Origin of the sequence: Micromonospora sp. NPDC005367 (assembly GCF_040606825.1) — a bacterium.
Classification (GTDB): Bacteria; Actinomycetota; Actinomycetes; order Mycobacteriales; family Micromonosporaceae; genus Micromonospora.
Genome location: NZ_JBEXFP010000020.1, coordinates 67,175 through 85,799 on the forward strand (window position 1 = coordinate 67,175; position 18,625 = coordinate 85,799).

An 18,625-nucleotide genomic window follows, 5' to 3' on the forward strand; every position below is an offset into this window, starting at 1 on the left:
GGGCCGCCCCGTCCCTCACTCAGTCGCAGGATCGCGTCTCGTACGGTGCTGTCACCGTCACCTCGGCCGGCACGCCGTTCAGCCGCGCTGCCCCGGTCACCGTCACCTCGCCGGCCGGCACACGTGCCGCGCCGGTCGGGAAGACGCGGGACTTCTGCTTCCCCGCCGGCAGCACTCCGAACGGCGTCTGTCCGTACGGCGACCGCGCCGAAGCCCTGACCTGGACCGCTTCGTTGTTCGTGACCTGCACCGTCACCATCGCCTTGCCGCCGGCGCACCGGGTTCCCGCCACCACCGACAGGTCCAGCGACGGCGTGTCGGTCCTGAGCACGCCGAGCCGGGCGAGCTGGTAACTGAGTGCCCGCTCCGGCGCGTCGATCTGGTTCTGGCTGCCGAACTCACCGGCCCGCGCCGCCTTCGCCTCGGCGAGCGCGGTCTGCATCTCCGCCCACGCGTCCTTCGGGTAGTAGTGGTTGTCGAGGGTGCCGGCGTGCGCGATGGCCGCGTCGAGGTCGGTGGTGTCGAGCGGCAGGTTCTGCGCGGTCAGCTTGTCGCTGAGCAGGTAGTAGTCGAAGTCGACGTGTCCACCGGTCTCCTGGGTCGCGTAGTTGAACAGGCCGACCCGGTGCCCCATGAAGTGGGCGAGACTGCCGTCCAGCGTCTGTGGACCGACCCGGCTGCCCAGCTGGCTCCAGTTGAGCCCGTCGAGGCTGTAGTAGAAGGTCGTCCACAGCTGGCCGACCGGCGACGCGAAGTCCAGGTCGGCCTTCACGTACACCTCGGTCGCATCGCCCAGCGACACGGTCGTACCCGGCAGGAAGTTCTCCAGCGTCGCCTGGTCGAGGTCGACAGCGAACGGCTGGACCCGGTTGACGATCCCCAGGGTGTTCGCGCCGCCGGTGCGCTTGACCGCCACGTACGAGAATCCGCGGTTGTAGGCGGCCAGACCGGCGACATCGCCGTTCTTCATCCCGCTGATGTCCAGCTTGGTCTCCACCGACTGCCGCGGCCCGAACGTACGCTGCGACAACGTGTTCCGCGCCTCCTCGAACCAGGCCAGCTCGGCGCGGTTGGAGAGCTTCGTGTAGACGTACTCGCCGGTGACCACCTTGCCGGTCGTCAGCCGCAGCCATCCGTCCCGATCCTTGAGCGACCAGTACCGGTTGTCGGGCGCGTGGTTCCACTGCCACGCCACGTCCAGGCGCGACCCGTTGGGCCTGATCTCCTCCTCCGCGGGGTACTCGGCCGTCGCCGGCTGCCCGACGATCGAGAGGTCATCGATCAGGTACTCGACGCTCGACGACGGCGGCTGCGGGTTGGCCCACGGCGTCTCCACCGCGAACTTGAAGTTCTCCAGGTTCGCCGTCGCCGGCACCGTGTACTGGCCCGACACCGTCGTCCACTGCCCGACCGGCACGCTCCTGGACGCCATGACCTGCACGCCCGCACCCCAGTCCGCGGCCAGGTTGAACTGCACCGCGCTCGGGCCGGAGGTGTACTTGATCTTCGCGGAGACGGTGTAGGTCAAGCCGTGCTGCATCTTGCCGTTGAGGAACTGGTTCGGTCCGGAGCCGTTGAGGGTACGGTTGCTCACCTTCAACGCCGCCGATCCCGCGGCCGGATCGGACGAGTCCAGGCTGAGCGTCGCGCCGTACTGGGCACCCCACGGCGACACCGATCCGGACTCGATCCCGGGATTCTGCAGAAGCTCGACGCCGATGAGGGACTCGTCGTACTCGGGCGCCTCCGGGATCGCCCACTGCTCGTCCGCGTACTTCTTGTGCGGCGCGTCGTTGGCGAAGTCGTCCGAGGCGACGATGGTCTTCTGCCGCTCGAACAGCTCCTCGGCCGGGCTGAGCTCGATCGGCTTCTCGAACACACCGTCCACCGGCACCACCCCGTTGGTGCCGAAGGTCGGCCAACCGTCCTGCCAGGTGGCGGGGATGAGTGCCGGGATGCGCCCGATCGGGAACGTGTCGCGGAAGAACATGCCGTACCAGTCGGTCCCGCCGCCCTCGCGGGAGATCGGTACCAGGCTGCCCTGCGCGAAGCCGTTCGAGTTGAGCACCCCACGCGCCTCGTAGGTGTTCACACCACCCGCCGACGTGTAGCGTCCGAGCAGCTCTCGGGAGCGGAACATGACCACTTGGCGCCCCTGACCGGAGGGCCAGGTGATGATGACCGCGTAGTAGTAGCCGTCGATGTAGTAGAACTGGGCGCCCTCGAAGAGGCCTCCGATGAACGGCTTACCGGCGTAGTCGTTCGCCGTGAAGATGTTCGAATAGGTCTGCTCGATGGCGGTCAGCTCGGAGTTGAGGCGTACCGCGCTCGTCCCGCCCGAGCCGTAGAAGATGTAGCCCGTACCGTCGACGTCGAAGAAGAGCGACGGGTCATGCAGGCCGCGACCCAGCGGGGTGCGCTGCCACGCGCCGTTGTCGATGTCGTCGGTGCGGTAGAGGTACGCCCCACCGAGGTTGTTGGTGTTGAAGACGGCGTAGAAGATGCCGTCGTGGTAGCGCAGGGACGACGCCCACTGGCCCTGACCGTACGAGTTCTGCCCGTTGCGCAGCGAGAACGCGTCCCCGATGCTCGCGCGGTCGAACACGTAGTTGACGATCTCCCAGTTCACCAGGTCGTAGGACTTCATGATCGGCGCGCCGGGGCTCAGGTGCATCGTCGTGCTGATCATGTAGTAGATGTCGCGGCCCTCGTCGTTCTCCGCGGCGGGGACCCGCTCCACGCTGATGTCCGGCACGTCGGCGTTGAGCAGCGGCACCGAGTACGAGCCGTCACCCTTGTCGGTCGACGTGTACGACGACCGGGGCGTCCATCCTTCGGCGGCGGATGCCGCGCCGGCCGGCGCCACCAGACCGGCGCACACGAGCGCACCGATGGTCGCGATCGAGAGTCCACGCACGGTCCTGGGCAGCCGGGTCACACCGCCTCCCAGCCGCTTCCCCAGCGCGGCGGCGAGAACCAGGACGACGGCGACAACCCCGACCGCGGGTGCGGCCAACGTCAGGGCCGACACCACCACGGCTACTGATGCCCCGACACCTAACCGGGACATCCTTCGGATGCTCATGATGTCTCCACTGTTAACGGTAACATTTCACGGTGCTCCATTGAAACATCGATGAAAAACACTGTCAACGGCGGGGCGACCGCTGTCCACCCGGGGGACGCCGGGAGGCCTCATCCTCCAAAGTCAGCGAATGTCTGCTTTGGACAAGAGCTCGGTGGGGCGCGGTTCGAGCACGCCGAGCCGGGCGCACGTGCGGCAGACACGGCGCTCAACTGCGTGGGGGCCGCCCGGCCCGTGGCCGCGCTCTCCAGGAGTACGAGGGACTCGACATGACGAGGCACGTACCGCACAGCTGGTAATGAACGAGGGCCCTTCGCCGCCCCAGGATCATCCTTGGGCACCCCTTGACGTCCCCGCACCGGAGTTCGCAACCAACGATTGTTAACGTTCTCAGGCTGGCTGGTGCACGAAGTCCGTCGGCATCGACGAGACCGCCTCGGGTCTCGGATGTCGGCTGACGGGCCTCCTGAGCGACCGCCGGACAATTCCGTCGGAATCCTCGGACCAGGCGACGCCGTGACGATCAGCCAGACCCTTCGCCACGCCGTCACGGCGCACGGCTCGCCACGGCCGCAACCGAGCCGGCACCGAGAGAAGAGGTGCGCCCACCGAGGCCACCTCCGCGCGGCGGGCGGCAGCGGGGCCGTGGGCAACGCAACGGTGCGACGCCGCGCTGTCGATCGCGGCCCCGCACCCTGCTGGCCCGACACGACGCTGATCGGCCATCCCGTACCCGTGGCGGCCACCGCCGTCGGCAGAAACAACCGCCCGCATGAGGATTGCGGCCGCCCGCCCGCCGATCGGCGGCCCTGTTGTTCGGCGACCGCCGGGAGCGACTACGCGAAACTGAGGCCCTCGGCCCGGGCGCGCTTCAGTTCGGAGAACGCCCGACAGCCTGCGAGCAGGCGGACGCCGTCGAAGACGCGCAGCGCCTCTTCCCCGCGCGGGATCGAGGTCAGCACCGGGCCGAAGAAGGCCACGTCGTCGACGGCGATCGTCGGGGTGCCGAGATCCTCGCCGACGAGTTGCTGTGCCCGGGCGGTGCTCGCCCGCATCTCCTGGTCGAAGTCGCTTCGCTGAGCCGCGTCGGCCAGCTCGACGGGCAGGCCCGCCTCGGCCAGGGCCCCCGGGATGACGGCGTCGAAGTCCTTGTCGCCCTGGTCGTGGATCCGGCGGCCGAGTGCCGGGTACAGCCGGGCGAGGGCATCGCCGCCGTGTTTCACGACTGCCGCCGTGCACACCCGCGCCGGCCCCCAGGCCCGGTCGTTGAATTCGCGGTACCAGGGCTCCAGCTCGCGGTGCTCGTTGATCACCGCGAGGCTCAGCACCTCGAACCGCAGCTCGATCGGACGCATCCGCGCCACCTCCATGAGCCAGCGCGAGGTGATCCAGGCGAACGGACAGGATGGGTCCACGTAGGTCGTCGCCACCGAGGCGGGCGTACCGTCCAAGTCATCTTCCACGGAAGAAAATTTATCTTCCACGGAATGTAAAATGTAAGCATGGGTGAGGAGGACCGCATCGCCGAGATCGTTGTTCAGTGGCGCCGTGAGCGACCAGACCTCGATGCCAGTCCGTTGCTGATCATCGGTCGGATCCAGCAACTGGCCGAGGCGCTCGACGCGGCCCTGCGGCCGACGTTCGCCGCGGCGGATCTCGGCAACGGCGAGTTCGACGTGCTCGCGGCCCTGCGGCGAGAGGGCGAGCCGTTCACCCTCACGGCGGGTCAGCTGAGCCGGCGGATGCTTGTCACCACCGGCGCGGTGACCAAGCGGGTGGATCGGTTGATCGCCCGAGGTCTCGTGTCACGCTCGGTCTCGGCAGCCGACGCCCGCGGCAGAGTGGTGGGGTTGACCCCGGCCGGAGTCACGTTGACCGACCAGCTCATCGAGAAGCATCTGGCCAACGAGGAAGCCATGCTGCGCGGCCTCGCCGACCGCGACCGCAGAGCGCTCGAGCAACTGCTGGCGACGTTGGCCCGAACCATGACTCCCTGAGTTCCCGCCACCCGGACAGGGAGCGCGGACACGTACCGCTGGCCGAGATCGCGCGACGGCGCCGACGTGAACACCGGCGTCCGCGCCTCCGGACGGCAGGATCGTCCTGGCATCGTCGGCCGATGCGAGGTGTCGATCCGCCGCCGGATCTTGTCCTAATTGGACGGAGAGCATATGGTTTCGGCGCGACGCGGACGCCCGATGCGTCGCGGCCGCGCCCTCGGCGGCGGGTGACCTGGGAGGAACGACGGATCGGTGCGATCCGCCCGACGCCGGCGTGGCCGAGGAGGGCCTACCACGAATTGGACGTGATCGAACGTGAGAAGAGCATTCGCGGTGCTGCTGTCGCTGGTGACCGGCGTATCGCTCATGACGGTCAGCGCCCCTGCGGCGCAGGCCGCCGGTTCCTGCTCCGGGACGATCACCTACCGCGGTGTGCAGTCGTCAGGCCTTGGTGAGCTGGTCATCTACTACAACAGCAGCGACGGCGGCACCAACAGCGCCTGCTTCTACCACCGCGGCGCGGCGTACGGGCGATCCGCGCCCACGTTCGTGCAGATCTACCGCTGCGCGTTGCCGAAGAACGAGGGGGCGCACTGCACCCCCTCGGGCACTCGGCCCACTGACTCCGGCGACTTCAGCTACTACGCCGGGCCGGTGGCTGTCACTGGCGTGGCGAACTACTGCGTCGAGGCCGCCGGCTACATCGGATGGGCCGGCGAACGCCACTGGATCTACAGCCGGCAGCAGGGTTGTTGAGCCGGACACACCGAACGTAGCGAACTGCGGGGCCCGGCGACCGAACGGGTCGGGCCCCGCACTGCGCCGCCGCGACGGCTTCGGACCTGCACGGACGGCGTCGCGGCCGGCCGCGGTGACCCGCCGGGGCACTCGGCAACAGGCACCGGGCCTGGCCGGAGAGATCCAGCCAGGCCCGGTGCCTGCGGTTCCGGTCAGGAGACGACGATGCCTTCGCCACCGACCGCGTCGGGGACGGTGGTCGAGCCGGTGGCCGTCAGAGAACCGTTGGGGTTGATCCGGAAGGCGTCGACGGTGCCGTTCACACCGGTCTGGACGTAGAGGAAGTGTCCGTCCGGGGAGACCGCGGCGTCGACGGTGCCCGGGTTGGTGGTGGTGTCGCCGAGCGTGGTCAGCGAGCCCTTGGCGCCGACCCGGTAGCCGGAGAGGCTGCCGCTGCCCGCGTTGGAGGTGTAGGCCTTGTCGCCGGTGATGACGATCCAGCAGGTCGCGGCCTGCCCGGTGGCCTGCTCGTCGAGCAGGTCGAGGGTGTTGTCGCGGTTGATGGTGTACGAGGCGACGGCGTTCGGACCGGCCTCGGCGACCAGCAGGTGACCGCGGGAGTCGAAGGTGACGGCGAAGGGGACCTTGTCGGGCTGGTGGTTCACCACCGGCCGGGCGGAGATGCCGCCGTCCGGGTGGACGTCGAAGATGTCGATGTTGCTGCCGTTGCCCATGGTGGTCACCAGGAGCCTACGGCCGTCGGGGGTGAAGGCGACCTGGGCCGGGGAGTGGGTGAACTCGGGCGTCAGCGTCGGGTCGAGGCCGAGCTTGCGGTTCCAGGCGGGGACGCGGACCAGGGTGTGGCCGACGCGCCGGAAGCCCTGTACCGATCCGCCGTCACGGGCGTTGAGGACGTAGACGGTGTTGCCGTGGGTGGCGATGCTGACCGGGAAGGTGCCACCGGAGGAGATGACCTGCCGGCGGGTGAGCCGATCGCCGTGGACCTGGAAGACGGTGATGGTGTCGCTGCCCGCGTTGACGGCGTAGAGCAGCTTGTGGGTTCGGTCGTAGGTGAGCGAGCCCTGCGAGGCGAGGTGATCGGCGACGGATCCCCCCAGGATCCCGCCGAGGCCACCGGTGGGGTAGGTGCCGGCCTGACGCAGCCGGCCGTCGCTGGACCGGTCGTAGGCCACGATCGCGTTCCCGGCGGTGTTGTCCGTCTGTACGAACACCGACCCGACGTTGCGGTCGTGGTGTGCGGGCGCAGCCGAAGCGGGTCCCGCGAGAAGGGCCCCGGCAGTCAGAGCCATGCCGGCGACGCTGGTGAGACGAGCGGTGGTGCCCATGATTCTCCTTGGTGGAGCGGCTTGTTCGACTACCGGTTGGTGGTCAGCCGTGGGCGGGTTCTTACCGGCGGGGCCGGCGGTTAAGGGCCTCGTAACATCTGGCCCCACGAGTTGCCGTCGGGTCAGGGACCCGGCTCGGTTATCGCGGCCAGCAGACCTTCGAGGTCTTCTTTGCACGGGCCGCAGGCGCGCAGGTGGGCTGCGACTCCGCGGTAGCGCTCGGCTGCCGCCTCGGCGTTCGTGGCTGCCAGTTCGGCGTACAGGTGCAGAAGCTCCATCGCCTGGCCACAGCCGACGTCTTCGGGATCAGTGTGCAGAAATCGGTCGAGTGCGGACATGCCGTTCATCGCTGCTCCGAGGTGATGACATGCGGATACCCATGAGCGGCGAGAGCGGTCCGCAGCTTACGCCGGGCGTCGAACATGATCTTGTAGACCGCGTTCCGGTTCGAGCCGAGCCGGTCCACCACGGCATCCAACGGTACGCCGTTCAGCACGATCTCGACGAATACCTGGCGTTGGCGGTCGGTCAGCTCCGTCTCCACCGCCCGACGCAGCGCCATGATCAGATCGCGCCACTCGGATTCCCGCACCGGGTCGAGGCCGAACCGGTCCGGCAATCGCTCCCAGTCCTCGGCCTCCAGCGTTACCTGGGGCCGGCGCCAGAAGTGGCGGCCGATCTTGCTCGACACCTCGAAGATCACAAACTTGTAGGCCCAGGTGCTGAAGCGGCTTTCCCCCCGGAACTGCCCGATCTTGCTGGTGATCGCCAGCAGCGCGTCGGCCGCCGCCTGATGCGCCAGGTCGTCGAGCTCCGGCCCGTCGACGCGCAGCAGCCCACTGCGGCGCCGTACCTCGCCGCGCGCGACCCGCAGCAGGACCTCGTGCAGCCGGACGACGGCCGCCTCCCGCTCCGCGCCGCTGCTGCTGAGCGTGCGCACCCACTCGGCCGACTCCGGGTCGAGTCGGCTTGCGGTGTCGAGGCCGTCGTCCAGCGTCGTCGGGTCTGCCGGCATCACGTACCGAACTCTAACCACGGCCACTGCCCGAGGACATCCGATACGGCCCGGGAGGCGGGTCGGAAACGCTTCGCGGGCCCACGCCGTGACGCCGGTCTCACGAAGGTAAGAACTCGCCCGGATCGCGGCACACAAGTTGTATGACTGATTCGTTCGCGGGCAGGACCGCGTTGGTGACCGGCGCCGGTCGGGGCATCGGCCGGGCGATCGCCGCAGGACTCGGCCGGGCGGGCGCAACCGTCGCCGTGCTGGCTCGTTCCGAAGACGAACTCGCCGAAACCGCGGCTCTCATCCAGGAGTCGGGTTCCCGGGCGCTCGTCGTACCGGCGGACCTCGGCGACGACGAGCAGCTCTCCGGCGCGATCAGGCGGGTGCGCGACGAGCTGGGCGATGTCGACATCCTGGTCAACAACGCGGGGGTAGTCTGGCCGCTCGCGCCGAGCGTCCGGGTCGACCCCGCCGAGTGGGCCGCGGCCATGAAGATCAATGTGGTCGCCGCCGCGACGCTCACGTTCGCCTTCCTGCCCGGCATGGCCGAGCGCGGCTGGGGGCGGATCGTGAACGTCTCCACCGGCGCCGTCGCCAACATGGCCAGCATGATCGGCGGCAACGCGTACCTCGCGAGCAAGGCCGCGCTCGAGGCGCACACCATCAACCTCGGGCTGGAACTCGACGGCAGCGGCGTCACCGCCAACGTCTACCGGCCCGGGCCGGTAGACACCGCAATCCAGACCTGGATCCGCGACCAGGATCCGGCCGCGATCGGCTCCGTGCTGCACCAGCGGTTCGTCCGCTCGCACTCCGACGGGAAGCTGCTCACTCCGGAACACTCCGCAGGGTCGCTGCTCGCCCGCCTGAGCGCGGACCACCGCACCGCGCAGGTCTGGGACGTCTTCGATCCCGCCTGACCGGTCGGTGAGCGTGCGCCCGACCGTCGGCCCGCCGGCCTGGCGAGACGGCGTCTCGACACGCGGCCGGACTCCACTGGAAACACACCGACCACAGTCAGAAACGACCCGCAAATCGAAATGAAGGAGATTCAAAGATGAACGTGCTACAGCCTGGTGAGCAGTTTCCCGCGCTGACGCTGTCCCTGCCCGGCGGGGAGACCCTGCGAGTGCCCGACGCCCTCGCCGGCGGCTTCAGTGTGGTGCTCTTCTACCGCGGCTCGTGGTGTCCGTACTGCAAGGCGCAGCTGCGGGCATTCCAGCGGTCGCTGGGGAAGCTCGCCGAACTCGGCGTCAAGGTGGTCGCGGTCTCCGTCGACGACGAGGCCACCACGAAGCAGACGATCGCCGAGCACGGTCTGGAGTTCCCGGTGGGCCACAGCGCCGACGCCGCCGCGTTCGCCGAGGCGACCGGCGCCTTCGTCAACGACGACCCGAGGTACCTCCAGTCGACCGGCTTCGTGCTCGACCCGGAGGGCAAGGTCGTGGTGAGCGTCTACTCCAGCGGGGCGATCGGACGCCTCGTGCCCGAGGATGTCGCCGGCCTGGTCCGTTACCTGCGTGAGCACCAGGCCGCGTAGCGCCGAGCACCCGAGGAAGTGACCCAGGAGATGGCCGGCGCCCTTCCGGCCTTCACCGTCGAGCACGGCGACGGCTGGCGGTTGCGTACGCCCGGCGGTGAACCGTTCCGCTCCATCGGAGTCGTGCACGCCGACGACACCAACCTGCGATACCCCGACAACATCGACATCTACCGGACCCGGTACGGCGGCTCGCGCCGGCGTTGGCTGCGCGAGGGCCTGATCCCGGAGATGACGGCGTGGGGGTTCAACACCGTGGGCTGGACCTCCGAGTACGTCAGCGGCAGCGGCCTGGCCACCGAAGGGCGGGTCGTAGACCTGGGTCACTCGGAGGGACTGTCTCCCGACGAACTCGCCGACACCGGTGTGCCGTACACACTGTCGCTGCGGGTCGCCGAGATCGAGCACTGGAACGGCGTGCCGGCGTACCGCGATCCGCGTGAGCCCGCCTTCGCGCAGTGGTGCGACCACCTGGCGCGTACGATCTGCCGCCCCGACGACCCGAACCTGCTCGGCTACTTCCTGGTCGACGTCCCCTGCTGGGACCGGCACCCGACCGGTGCCGGCTACCCGGCGGGAGAGTTGGCAACGATCGCCGAGGCGTACTACCGGGTCGCCAGTGCGGCGATCCGGCGGCACGACCCGCACCACCTGATTCTGGGCGACCGGTACGGCACTCGGGCCGGCGTGCCCGAGCCGGTGCTCGACGCCATGGCGCCCTACATCGACGTTCTGTCCGTACAGGTGTTTCCCGGGCCCGAGCCGGGGCGCCTGGAGGCGGCTCTGGACGTGGTGGACCGCTGGCACCAACGAACCGGCCGGCCGGTCCTCATCGCGGACACCGGCAACTGGTGTCCGACGGTGATGAGCCCGCGCCGTACCGGTTCCTTCCGCAACCAGCGCGAACGCGGCCTGGCCTACGTGGCGTCGGCGGAGGCGTTCGCCGAGCGGCCGTGGTGCCTGGGCTGGCACTGGTGCAGCTGGTTGGAGAACCCACATCGGGGCTTCGGGCTCAAGGACCCGTGGGACGAGCCGTACCGGGATCTCACCGACGTCGTGACCGCGACGAACTTGAGGCTGGCTCGGCTCACACCGTGACCGCCGACCGGCTCGGCCTCGCGTTTTCGCGGCGGGTGGAAGCACCCGGTCGGGCACACGCGGCAGGAATGACCGCATCTTCACCTAAAATCCTCCTTTCGGGTAAACAGACCGGATCTCACGTTCGTTGCCCATAGCCTGCAAACGGGAAGGTTCTTCCCGTTCAGGCTGGTCACGCGCGAAAGGTGGATCATGAAGCGCAAAACGTTCGCCACTGCCGTACTGCTCGCCGGACTGACCGGAGTCGGGGCGGTTCCCGGTCTGGCATTCGCCGACGGGGGCGGCCCGGGATACCGGAACGACGACCGCGGTGGTCACGGACACCACCAGGAGGACGGCGACGACGGTGCCGTGTTCGTCCAGACGAACAAGGCGGAGGGCAACACGATCAAGGTCTACGACCGTGACGATGACGGCCGCCTCTCCCCCAGGGGCGAGTTCGAGACGGGTGGCCTGGGCGGTTTCACGGTCGGCGCGCCGGGCGACGCACTGGCGTCGCAGGGTTCGCTGAGATACCACGACGGGCTGCTTTTCGCGGTGAACGCGGGCAGCAACACGGTGACGGTGTTCCGGGTCGACGGCACCAAACTCCACCGACTGCAGGTGATCTGGTCGCACGGCCTGCTGCCGGTCAGCATCGACGTACGCGATGACCTCGTCTACGTGCTCAACGCCGGCGGCGAAGGCTCGGTACAGGGCTTCCACCTGCGCAAGGGCCGGTTGTCGCCGATCGAGGGAGCCAACCGGTCGCTCGGGCTGCACAACGGCAACCCGCCCGCGTTCATGACCGCCCCGGCCCAGGTCGAGATCGACCCGGAAGGCAAGTTCGTGCTGGTGAGCACCAAGGCCGCCAATGTCATGTTCACCTACCGGATCGGCCGCGACGGCGAGCTGTCCCGGAACCCGGTGATCAGCGACGCGGGTAACACGCCGTTCGGGTTCACCTTCGACACCGAGGACACGCTGCTGGTCACCGAGTCTGGCAGCAACGAGCTGAGCCGGTTCGAGCTGGAGAGGAACGGCCGGCTCGACCAGATCGGGCCGTCGGTGCCCAACGGCCAGCAGGCGCCGTGCTGGGTCCAGCAGGTCGGTCAATACTTCTTCGTCGCCAACGCCGGCAGTTCCACCATCAGCTCGTACAAGGTCGACAGGGACGGAAAACTGGTCCTCGTGAAGGCTGTCGCCGCTGACACCGGCGGCGGGTCGATCGACCTGACGGCCGCCGACGGATTCCTCTACGTGCAGAACGCCGCGGCCGGCAACGTGCAGGGTTACGAGGTCGGCAAGGACGGATCCCTGCACCTCGTCACCGAGGTGCACGGCCTGCCGAAGTTCGAGAACGGAATCGGGATGGAAGGCATCGCCGCCTCCTGACTCACGTTCATCGTTGGCCCCGGTCGCGTCAGCGATCGGGGCCGACCCATGTGCTGAGGAATTGCCGGAACCCGCCGCCGCTGCGCTGCTTCGCCGTCTGCGACGAGCGGAGCAGTGGTAAGGGTTTCGCAACAAACAGCTGCCGATCCGTGACCGGCGCACCGTACTCTCGCAGGGGTGTGGACGAAGAGACTACGGTCGCCGCTGACCTGGGCAAGCATCGTCGTGGTCGGAATGGTCGCCACTCTCGGACTCTTCTGGTTCGAACCGTGGAAGCTGCTCACCGACACTCGCGTCGACGAGGCGCTCCCGGTGGTCGAGCGGACTCCCCCGCCGACCGGCTCCGTCTCCGCCGCTGCGGCGCCCGGCCCGGCCGCCACGACGCCGATCGCGAATCGGATCGTGTCCGCCGGCGATTTCATCGCCCAGGAGCATGAGACGACCGGCGGCGCGGAGATCGTCCGGCTCGCCGACGGGCGGCACCAGCTCGTCCTCCGCGATCTCGACACGTCCAACGGGCCGGACCTACGGGTCTGGCTGACCGACCAGCCGGTGAAAAGCGGGGTGGCCGGTTGGCGGGTCTTCGACGACGGCACCTGGTTCGAGGTGGCCCGCCTCAAGGGCAACCGCGGCGACCAGGTGTACGACCTGCCGGCCTCCGTCGATCCGGCGGACTTCCGGAGTGTGTCGATCTGGTGCAAGCGCTTCAGCGTCTCCTTCGGCGCTGCCGCGCTGAGCGCCACCTGAGCGATGCCTGGGGTGAGTGCCCGCCTACTACGGCGCGCCCACCAACTCCCCCTTGGCACCGCGGCTGATCAGCCACTGGGTCGACGGCCAAGCGGCGAGGAAGCCGATGATCAGCCCGATCTGGACGATGAGCCAGAACACCGGATTGCTGGGCGGCAGGGTCTCATGGAAAACGGTTAACTCTATCAGCGCCAGCCAACCCAACAGGGCGATCTCGAAGACGGACACGCTCAGCAGGTCTCCCTTGAGAAATCTCCGCACCGCGGCCCGCACCCTTCGCCCACCACGGTGGGCCTCAGTGGAGTAGCGGAATAAGAAACCTACCAGGACCGCCCCTACGTAGTCGCCTATGAATTCTGGCCACAATCTCTTGTCGAACATCTGGAGGTTCGCGCCGAAGACGACCACAGTGGCAATGATGGCGCCCAGAACGCAGTGCGTCGCACAATGCAGTGTTTCGATTATCGTCACCGCGTGCCGCGGGATCTTCGGCGGAGTACGGTGTCGCTCCAGCCATCGGGCAGACTGGGGCCTGCCCCACCACCGGTAGGCCAGGATGCCTGCCGGACCAAAGTAGAGAGCGGTTGCCGGCCAGACAATCTCCATGACCTTGACCGGCTGACGGTATCGAAGAACAAAGTGGTCGACAACTATGACGACGGTGCTCGCGAGGCCCACCAGAAGCGTGGCCCACGAGAGCACCACGAGCCATGTTGATTGCAGAACAATCTCCTTCTCACCCCAGGGCACTGAATGCAATGCCAGTGACGGGGGATGACAACTTCACCGGAACGTCACTGCTCGGCCGGGCTACGGGGCGATCCCGGCACCGTTCAGGCGTCACCGCGAGCCCCTGGAGCCCCTGTCCACCACACCGGCCTACGTTTGTCGGGTCAGTCACAAGAAGTCCGTTCTCCGGCCCGGCGTTCGCGAGCCCGACCGGTGGCCGCGCCGGCGTGATGGGCGCAGATGCAGGTGACCCGGCCGGCGGGTAGGCACGTCCACTACGGCCGGCTCCCCGCGTTGCCGCCACGACAGGCACGAGCAGGGCAACACTCGACGTGGTGGCGACAACACGTACGGTCAGCACGATCAATCACGATAACAGCCGTCAAGGTGGGGGCCGTCGGGTTGACCGAAGGTCGGGACCAGGGGCGCCCCGAAGATCGCTCCAAGCGCTCCGTCCGCTCGGCCCGGAAGACCGGACGCAGGCAGGGCCAGCAACGACACGCAGCCGCATCCCGGGGGCGGCCAGGGCGCCGCGAGGCGGCAGGGATTCATTCGCCAGCCAGTGGTGGAATTCGCGATATTGGTCCCCTTTTTTGCCGCAATGGTGGCCGACAGGTTCAGCTGCGGATGATGCGCGCCCCGTACCGGCGAGTGTCAACGAGCGTTGGCAGTCGCCGGACACGCTCAGGAGGCATCGCCGAACAACTCCCAAGCGGAAGCTTGTCGTAGCTAGGACCTGATAGTCCAGATCAAGGCCTCCCCTTCGGTGACCCTGCGGACATCGCACCGGTTAATCGAGCTGGCAGCTCCGTGCTCGTCGGTCACCATGAGCCAAATGCGGCGCAACACGGAATGGACTCGACGGTCCCAATCTCCGCAGATTACGGCCACCGCTGGATACACTTGAGGGATGGGCGACGAGCAGGTGGCTGCGCCGACGAAGCAGCGGAGGATCAGTCAACGGGGCATCGCGACCCGTGGGCGGATTCTCGAGGCGGCGAATCGGCTGATGTTCGTACGCGGAGTGAACGCGACGACCCTTGACGACATCCGCGAGGCAAGCCAGACGAGCAAGTCTCAGCTTTACCACCACTTCGCCGACAAGCAGGAACTCGTCCGGGCGTTGGTCAAATACCGGGGCGCGCTCGTGCTTCAGCGTGAGCGGGGCGGACTCGAACGACTCAGATCTTTCTCCGGGCTGGTCCGGTGGCGTAACGCGCTGGTCCAGGCCAACTCGCTCAACAACGGCAAATACGGGTGCGGCCTCGGGTCGATGGCTGTCGAGCTGTCGGACCAAGATGAACAGGCTCGGTCAATGCTGTCGGAGACCTTCGCGGCATGGGAGAAGCTGATCAGCGATGGTCTGCACCGGATGCGGGACAGCGGTGCGCTACGCCAGGACGCCGACCCGGAGAAGCTGGCCACCGGGTTGATGGCTGCTCTACAAGGCGGCTACCTGCTGGCGAACGCCGCGCACGACGTGGAACCCATGGAAGTCGCTCTGGACATGGCGCTGGACCACATCAAGTCGTTCCTCACCGAGCCGCCCGGTGACCCGACGCGCTAACCGAGCCCTTTCTCATCGTGAGCAGGCTCTCCCAGCGGGGGTGCGAGCAGCCCGCAGATCGATGATGGTGCGGCTCCAGGTCGCAGTAGGTGCGTAGCGTCCCGAATTTGTGTCCGACCGCGCTGCGGGCCGCCGCCCTGATTCGTTGTGACGACGGCCACCTGCCGCGCCATGACGGACTGATTGGTCCGCTCCCGGCTTTGGCGTTGAGCGGCTCGACCGAGGGTATCGGCCCATTCGTATCCCAGCGCGGCCTGCGACGCCTGGGGTTACGGCCCACGCGGGCCGAGCGGTCTGGCAACGAGTGACCGATTGGACTATTCAGTCCGCGAAGGCTAGCCTGCTCAGGCACTCGGTCACGGGGTGATACGCCCGGCCACAGCCCCCGCCCAGACTGCGGCTCGGCGGCTGCTGGATCCGCGTACCTGGACCGTCAACACCAGGATCTACAGGAAGGCGCGGCTGATGGAAACCAATCGGGACCGTGTCGTCGCATCCGCCCGAGCTGTCCTTCCGGCTGATGAGCGCCGGCGTACGGAGATGACCAGCAGCGGCTTCACGTTCGTCGCCGACGAACCGCACAACGGCGCACTCGGCGACGGCCCGACGCCGACGGAGTACCTGTTGATGGCGCTCGCGTCGTGCACCGCCCAGACGCTGCGGCAGTACGTCGACTACAAGTACGACACCGCCGGTGACATCACCGTCGAGATCGAATACCACGAGCCCGAGCAGGAAGGCGCGGAGCGTTACCTGCGGCGCAGGATCACGCTCAGCGAAGAGCCCGACCCCGACGACCTGAAGGTGATGCATGAGATCGCCGACAGGTCGCCGGTGACCCTGCTGATTCAGTTCGCCTGGAGCGTGCGGACGGAGTTCATCGGGCCGCGCTGACATCAGGCCGCCTGCTGCTCGGCGATCACGACCGGGCAGCAGGCGGTTTACGCTGCGTCGCGGGCGGCGGCAACGGGTTTCCGTCGACCGCCACGCGATGCGGCGCCCTCCCGGCTCAGTTCCGCCGGCCACCGCAACGACCGGAGCGTGCCCGGGTCGTGCACGTAGAGGTCCAGGTACGAGAACATCTCGGGATCTCGACGATGGGTGCGCCGGGCTGACCCTGCAGGTCGCGGGCTCGGCGGCCGCTACGGCCTCAGCCGACTCTTTGCCCGGGGTATCGCCAGGTCCACCATCGCGGCGTTGTACGCGGCCCGACCAAGAGCGCACGGGTAGCCGCCCGCACCCCGCAGGCCATCGCCGGCCTTGACGCTCGTCGCGCGGCCCGCCTCAGCTGCGGCAGCGCGATCAGGACTGAGCCGCGAGGACGCCTGCCCGCGTAGCGGCCCGATTTCTAGCTACCCGTGCTGGCCCGGCCAGCACGTCGAGAGGTGACGTGTGACCGGAACCAGGATGAGCGACCGAAGCGTCTGGGTGGGAAGTCTCGCGGCGCCGCTGCGGGCCTTCCTGCGAACCGAGTCCGGCAGCGCCGGCGTGTTGGTGGCCGCCATCGTCGCCGCACTGCTCTGGGCCAACATCGACCTCAGCTCATACGATGCCGTCTGGCGCACCCAACTGTCCCTACGACTCGGGCCCCTCGAACTCTCCCGCGACCTGCACACCTGGATCAACAGCGGCTTGATGACCCTGTTCTTCCTGGTCGTCGGCCTTGAGGCGCGACGGGAGTTCGACCTCGGCGACCTACGTGACCGGCGACGTTTCGTGCTGCCCGGCGTGGCCGGCGTCATCGGCATGCTGATCCCGGTGCTGATCTTCCTGGTGATCAATCACGGCGGGCCGGGCGCGCATGGCTGGGGCGTGGCCATGTCGACCGACACGGCTCTCGCGTTGGGCCTGCTGGCACTGCTGGGCCGGGGCGTACCCGACCGGGTCCGGATCTTCCTTCTCACCGTGTTCGTCGTCGACGATCTGATCGCGCTCGTCGTCATCGCCCTGGTCTACAGCGACGACATCAAGATGATGCCCATCGTGGTGGCCGTAGCGGCGTTCGCGGTCATGCTTGCCATCCGCGCCGCCGGCATCCGGCGTGACTCGGCGTACGTGCCGATCGCCATCGTGATGTGGGGCGCGCTGCTGGTCAGCGGAGTCGATCCGGTGGTTGCCGGACTGGCCATCGGGTTGACCGCGTTCGCCTACTCCCCCGGCCGGGCAGAGCTCGAGCAGGTCAGCGGTATGTTCCGGTCGTTCCGTGAGCAGCCGACGCCGAGGCTCGCTCGGACGGCTTCGCTCGGCCTCGCGAACACGCTGTCGCCCAACGACCGCCTCCAGCGCATCTACCACCCGTGGTCCAGCTATGTCATCGTGCCGCTGTTCGGCCTGGCCAACGCCGGCATCAGCATCGACGGCCCGTTCCTGAGCCAGGCGTTCACGTCGCGTGTCACCTGGGGCGTGCTGCTCGGGTACGTGGTCGGCAAGCCGCTCGCCGTGATCGGTACCTCCGCAGCGCTCAGCTGGATCTCCCACGGCCGCATCCGTCCGGCCGTGGGGTGGGCGGGCGTGCTCGGCAGCGGCACGATCGCCGGTGTCAGCTTCACGGTGTCGCTTCTGGTCGCCAGCCTGGCCTTCACCGGTGACCAACTGGCCGAGGCCAAAGTCGGGGTGTTCAGCGCCGCGATCGTGTCGTCGGCACTGACCTGGATCGCGTTCCGCGTCACCAACATGCTTCCCAACGACAGGCGCATCCGGGCGCTCTTCGGCGATGTGACGGAGCTGATCGATCTCATCCCCGCGGTGGACGAGGAGTACGACCACGTCCGCGGCCCGGCCGGCGCGTCGGTGACGCTGGTCCAGTACGGCGACTTCCAGTGCCCGTACTGCGGCAAGGCCGAGCCGGTCGTCCGGCAGTTGCTGGGCCACAACGACCTTCGTTTCGTGTGGCGTCACCTGCCTCTGTCAGATGTGCACCCGCAAGCCCGGCTCGCAGCCGAGGCCGCCGAAGCGGCGGGCGCCCAGGGCAAGTTCTGGGAGATGCACGATCTGCTGCTCGACCACCCGGACAAGCTGTACATCACTGACCTGATCAAATACGCCGCCGACCTAGGTCTGGACCAGGGACGCTTCCACGACGATCTGATCAGCCAGACCCATGCCGTGCGCATCGATAGCGACATCGACTCGGCCGACCGGAGCGGAGTGTCCGGCACCCCGACGTTCTTCATCAACGGTCGCCGCCACTACGGCGCCTACGACATCACGACCCTGACCGAGGCCATTCGTATGGCTGGAGCCCGGGCCCGCCTAGGCGGCGAGCTGCCGGCGATCGGTGAGTAGGCGCGTCAGACAGCGCGGACGAGCACGGTCCGGGCGGCCTGCCGCGCGTGGTCGGCATCTGTGGTGAGTCGCGGGGGAAAAACGGGCCGGCGTGCTCGCCCAGTGGCAGC

Annotated in this window: 16 protein-coding genes; 10 read left to right on the forward strand and 6 right to left on the reverse strand. The window is 68.1% G+C overall.

The genetic code is table 11. From position 1 onward, the window contains the following. Positions 1–19: 19 nt before the first annotated feature. On the reverse strand, positions 20–3,085 hold the full coding sequence (locus tag ABZS42_RS16485) for a family 43 glycosylhydrolase (RefSeq protein ID WP_355146011.1): 3,066 nt from the start codon (positions 3,083–3,085) through the stop codon (positions 20–22). A gap of 836 nt (positions 3,086–3,921) precedes the next feature. After that, positions 3,922–4,455 (reverse strand): disulfide bond formation protein DsbA, encoded by a 534-nt coding sequence (locus ABZS42_RS16490; RefSeq protein ID WP_355146089.1) that lies wholly within the window; start codon positions 4,453–4,455, stop codon positions 3,922–3,924. A gap of 132 nt (positions 4,456–4,587) precedes the next feature. Here ABZS42_RS16490 and ABZS42_RS16495 point away from each other — a divergent pair, with 132 nt between their 5' ends. Next, positions 4,588–5,082: a MarR family transcriptional regulator gene (locus ABZS42_RS16495; RefSeq protein WP_355146012.1), complete on the forward strand. Its 495-nt coding sequence runs from the start codon at positions 4,588–4,590 to the stop codon at positions 5,080–5,082. Between the two features lie 318 nt (positions 5,083–5,400). Then, positions 5,401–5,841: a hypothetical protein gene (locus ABZS42_RS16500; RefSeq protein ID WP_355146014.1), complete on the forward strand. Its 441-nt coding sequence runs from the start codon at positions 5,401–5,403 to the stop codon at positions 5,839–5,841. Between the two features lie 194 nt (positions 5,842–6,035). Here the strand turns inward: ABZS42_RS16500 and ABZS42_RS16505 are convergent, their stop codons facing one another. The 3 genes from ABZS42_RS16505 to ABZS42_RS16515 form a co-directional block, all read right to left on the reverse strand. Beyond that, positions 6,036–7,055, reverse strand: coding sequence for a beta-propeller fold lactonase family protein (locus ABZS42_RS16505; RefSeq protein WP_355146016.1), 1,020 nt, complete (start codon positions 7,053–7,055; stop codon positions 6,036–6,038). A gap of 236 nt (positions 7,056–7,291) precedes the next feature. After that, positions 7,292–7,516 (reverse strand): hypothetical protein, encoded by a 225-nt coding sequence (locus tag ABZS42_RS16510; protein WP_355146018.1) that lies wholly within the window; start codon positions 7,514–7,516, stop codon positions 7,292–7,294. Further along, positions 7,513–8,184: a sigma-70 family RNA polymerase sigma factor gene (locus ABZS42_RS16515; RefSeq protein WP_355146091.1), complete on the reverse strand. Its 672-nt coding sequence runs from the start codon at positions 8,182–8,184 to the stop codon at positions 7,513–7,515. Before ABZS42_RS16515 ends, ABZS42_RS16510 begins: the two co-directional genes overlap by 4 nt. Positions 8,185–8,327: 143 nt before the next feature. Between ABZS42_RS16515 and ABZS42_RS16520 the strand changes: the two genes are divergently transcribed. From ABZS42_RS16520 to ABZS42_RS16540, 5 genes are all read left to right on the forward strand, one after another. Then, positions 8,328–9,095 (forward strand): SDR family oxidoreductase, encoded by a 768-nt coding sequence (locus tag ABZS42_RS16520; RefSeq protein ID WP_355146020.1) that lies wholly within the window; start codon positions 8,328–8,330, stop codon positions 9,093–9,095. A gap of 137 nt (positions 9,096–9,232) precedes the next feature. Beyond that, on the forward strand, positions 9,233–9,715 hold the full coding sequence (locus ABZS42_RS16525; protein ID WP_355146022.1) for a peroxiredoxin family protein: 483 nt from the start codon (positions 9,233–9,235) through the stop codon (positions 9,713–9,715). Positions 9,716–9,733: 18 nt separating this feature from the next. Next, positions 9,734–10,813, forward strand: coding sequence for a hypothetical protein (locus ABZS42_RS16530; protein WP_355146024.1), 1,080 nt, complete (start codon positions 9,734–9,736; stop codon positions 10,811–10,813). Positions 10,814–11,005: 192 nt separating this feature from the next. Continuing rightward, complete coding sequence (locus tag ABZS42_RS16535) at positions 11,006–12,187, forward strand: beta-propeller fold lactonase family protein (protein ID WP_355146026.1); 1,182 nt, start codon at positions 11,006–11,008, stop codon at positions 12,185–12,187. Positions 12,188–12,364: 177 nt separating this feature from the next. Next, positions 12,365–12,934: a DM13 domain-containing protein gene (locus tag ABZS42_RS16540; RefSeq protein WP_355146028.1), complete on the forward strand. Its 570-nt coding sequence runs from the start codon at positions 12,365–12,367 to the stop codon at positions 12,932–12,934. Positions 12,935–12,961: 27 nt separating this feature from the next. Here ABZS42_RS16540 and ABZS42_RS16545 read toward each other — a convergent pair whose 3' ends face one another. Further along, positions 12,962–13,684 carry a DUF4396 domain-containing protein gene (locus ABZS42_RS16545; protein WP_355146030.1) on the reverse strand — a complete coding sequence of 241 codons (723 nt, stop codon included), beginning with the start codon at positions 13,682–13,684 and terminating at the stop codon, positions 12,962–12,964. An 889-nt stretch (positions 13,685–14,573) separates the two neighbouring features. Here ABZS42_RS16545 and ABZS42_RS16550 point away from each other — a divergent pair. From ABZS42_RS16550 to nhaA, 3 genes are all read left to right on the forward strand, one after another. Beyond that, positions 14,574–15,230 (forward strand): TetR/AcrR family transcriptional regulator, encoded by a 657-nt coding sequence (locus ABZS42_RS16550; protein ID WP_355146032.1) that lies wholly within the window; start codon positions 14,574–14,576, stop codon positions 15,228–15,230. A 540-nt stretch (positions 15,231–15,770) separates the two neighbouring features. Next, positions 15,771–16,124 carry an OsmC family protein gene (locus tag ABZS42_RS16555; RefSeq protein ID WP_355146034.1) on the forward strand — a complete coding sequence of 118 codons (354 nt, stop codon included), beginning with the start codon at positions 15,771–15,773 and terminating at the stop codon, positions 16,122–16,124. Positions 16,125–16,637: 513 nt separating this feature from the next. Next, positions 16,638–18,515 (forward strand): Na+/H+ antiporter NhaA, encoded by a 1,878-nt coding sequence (gene nhaA, locus ABZS42_RS16560; RefSeq protein WP_355146036.1) that lies wholly within the window; start codon positions 16,638–16,640, stop codon positions 18,513–18,515. Positions 18,516–18,625 lie beyond the last annotated feature (110 nt).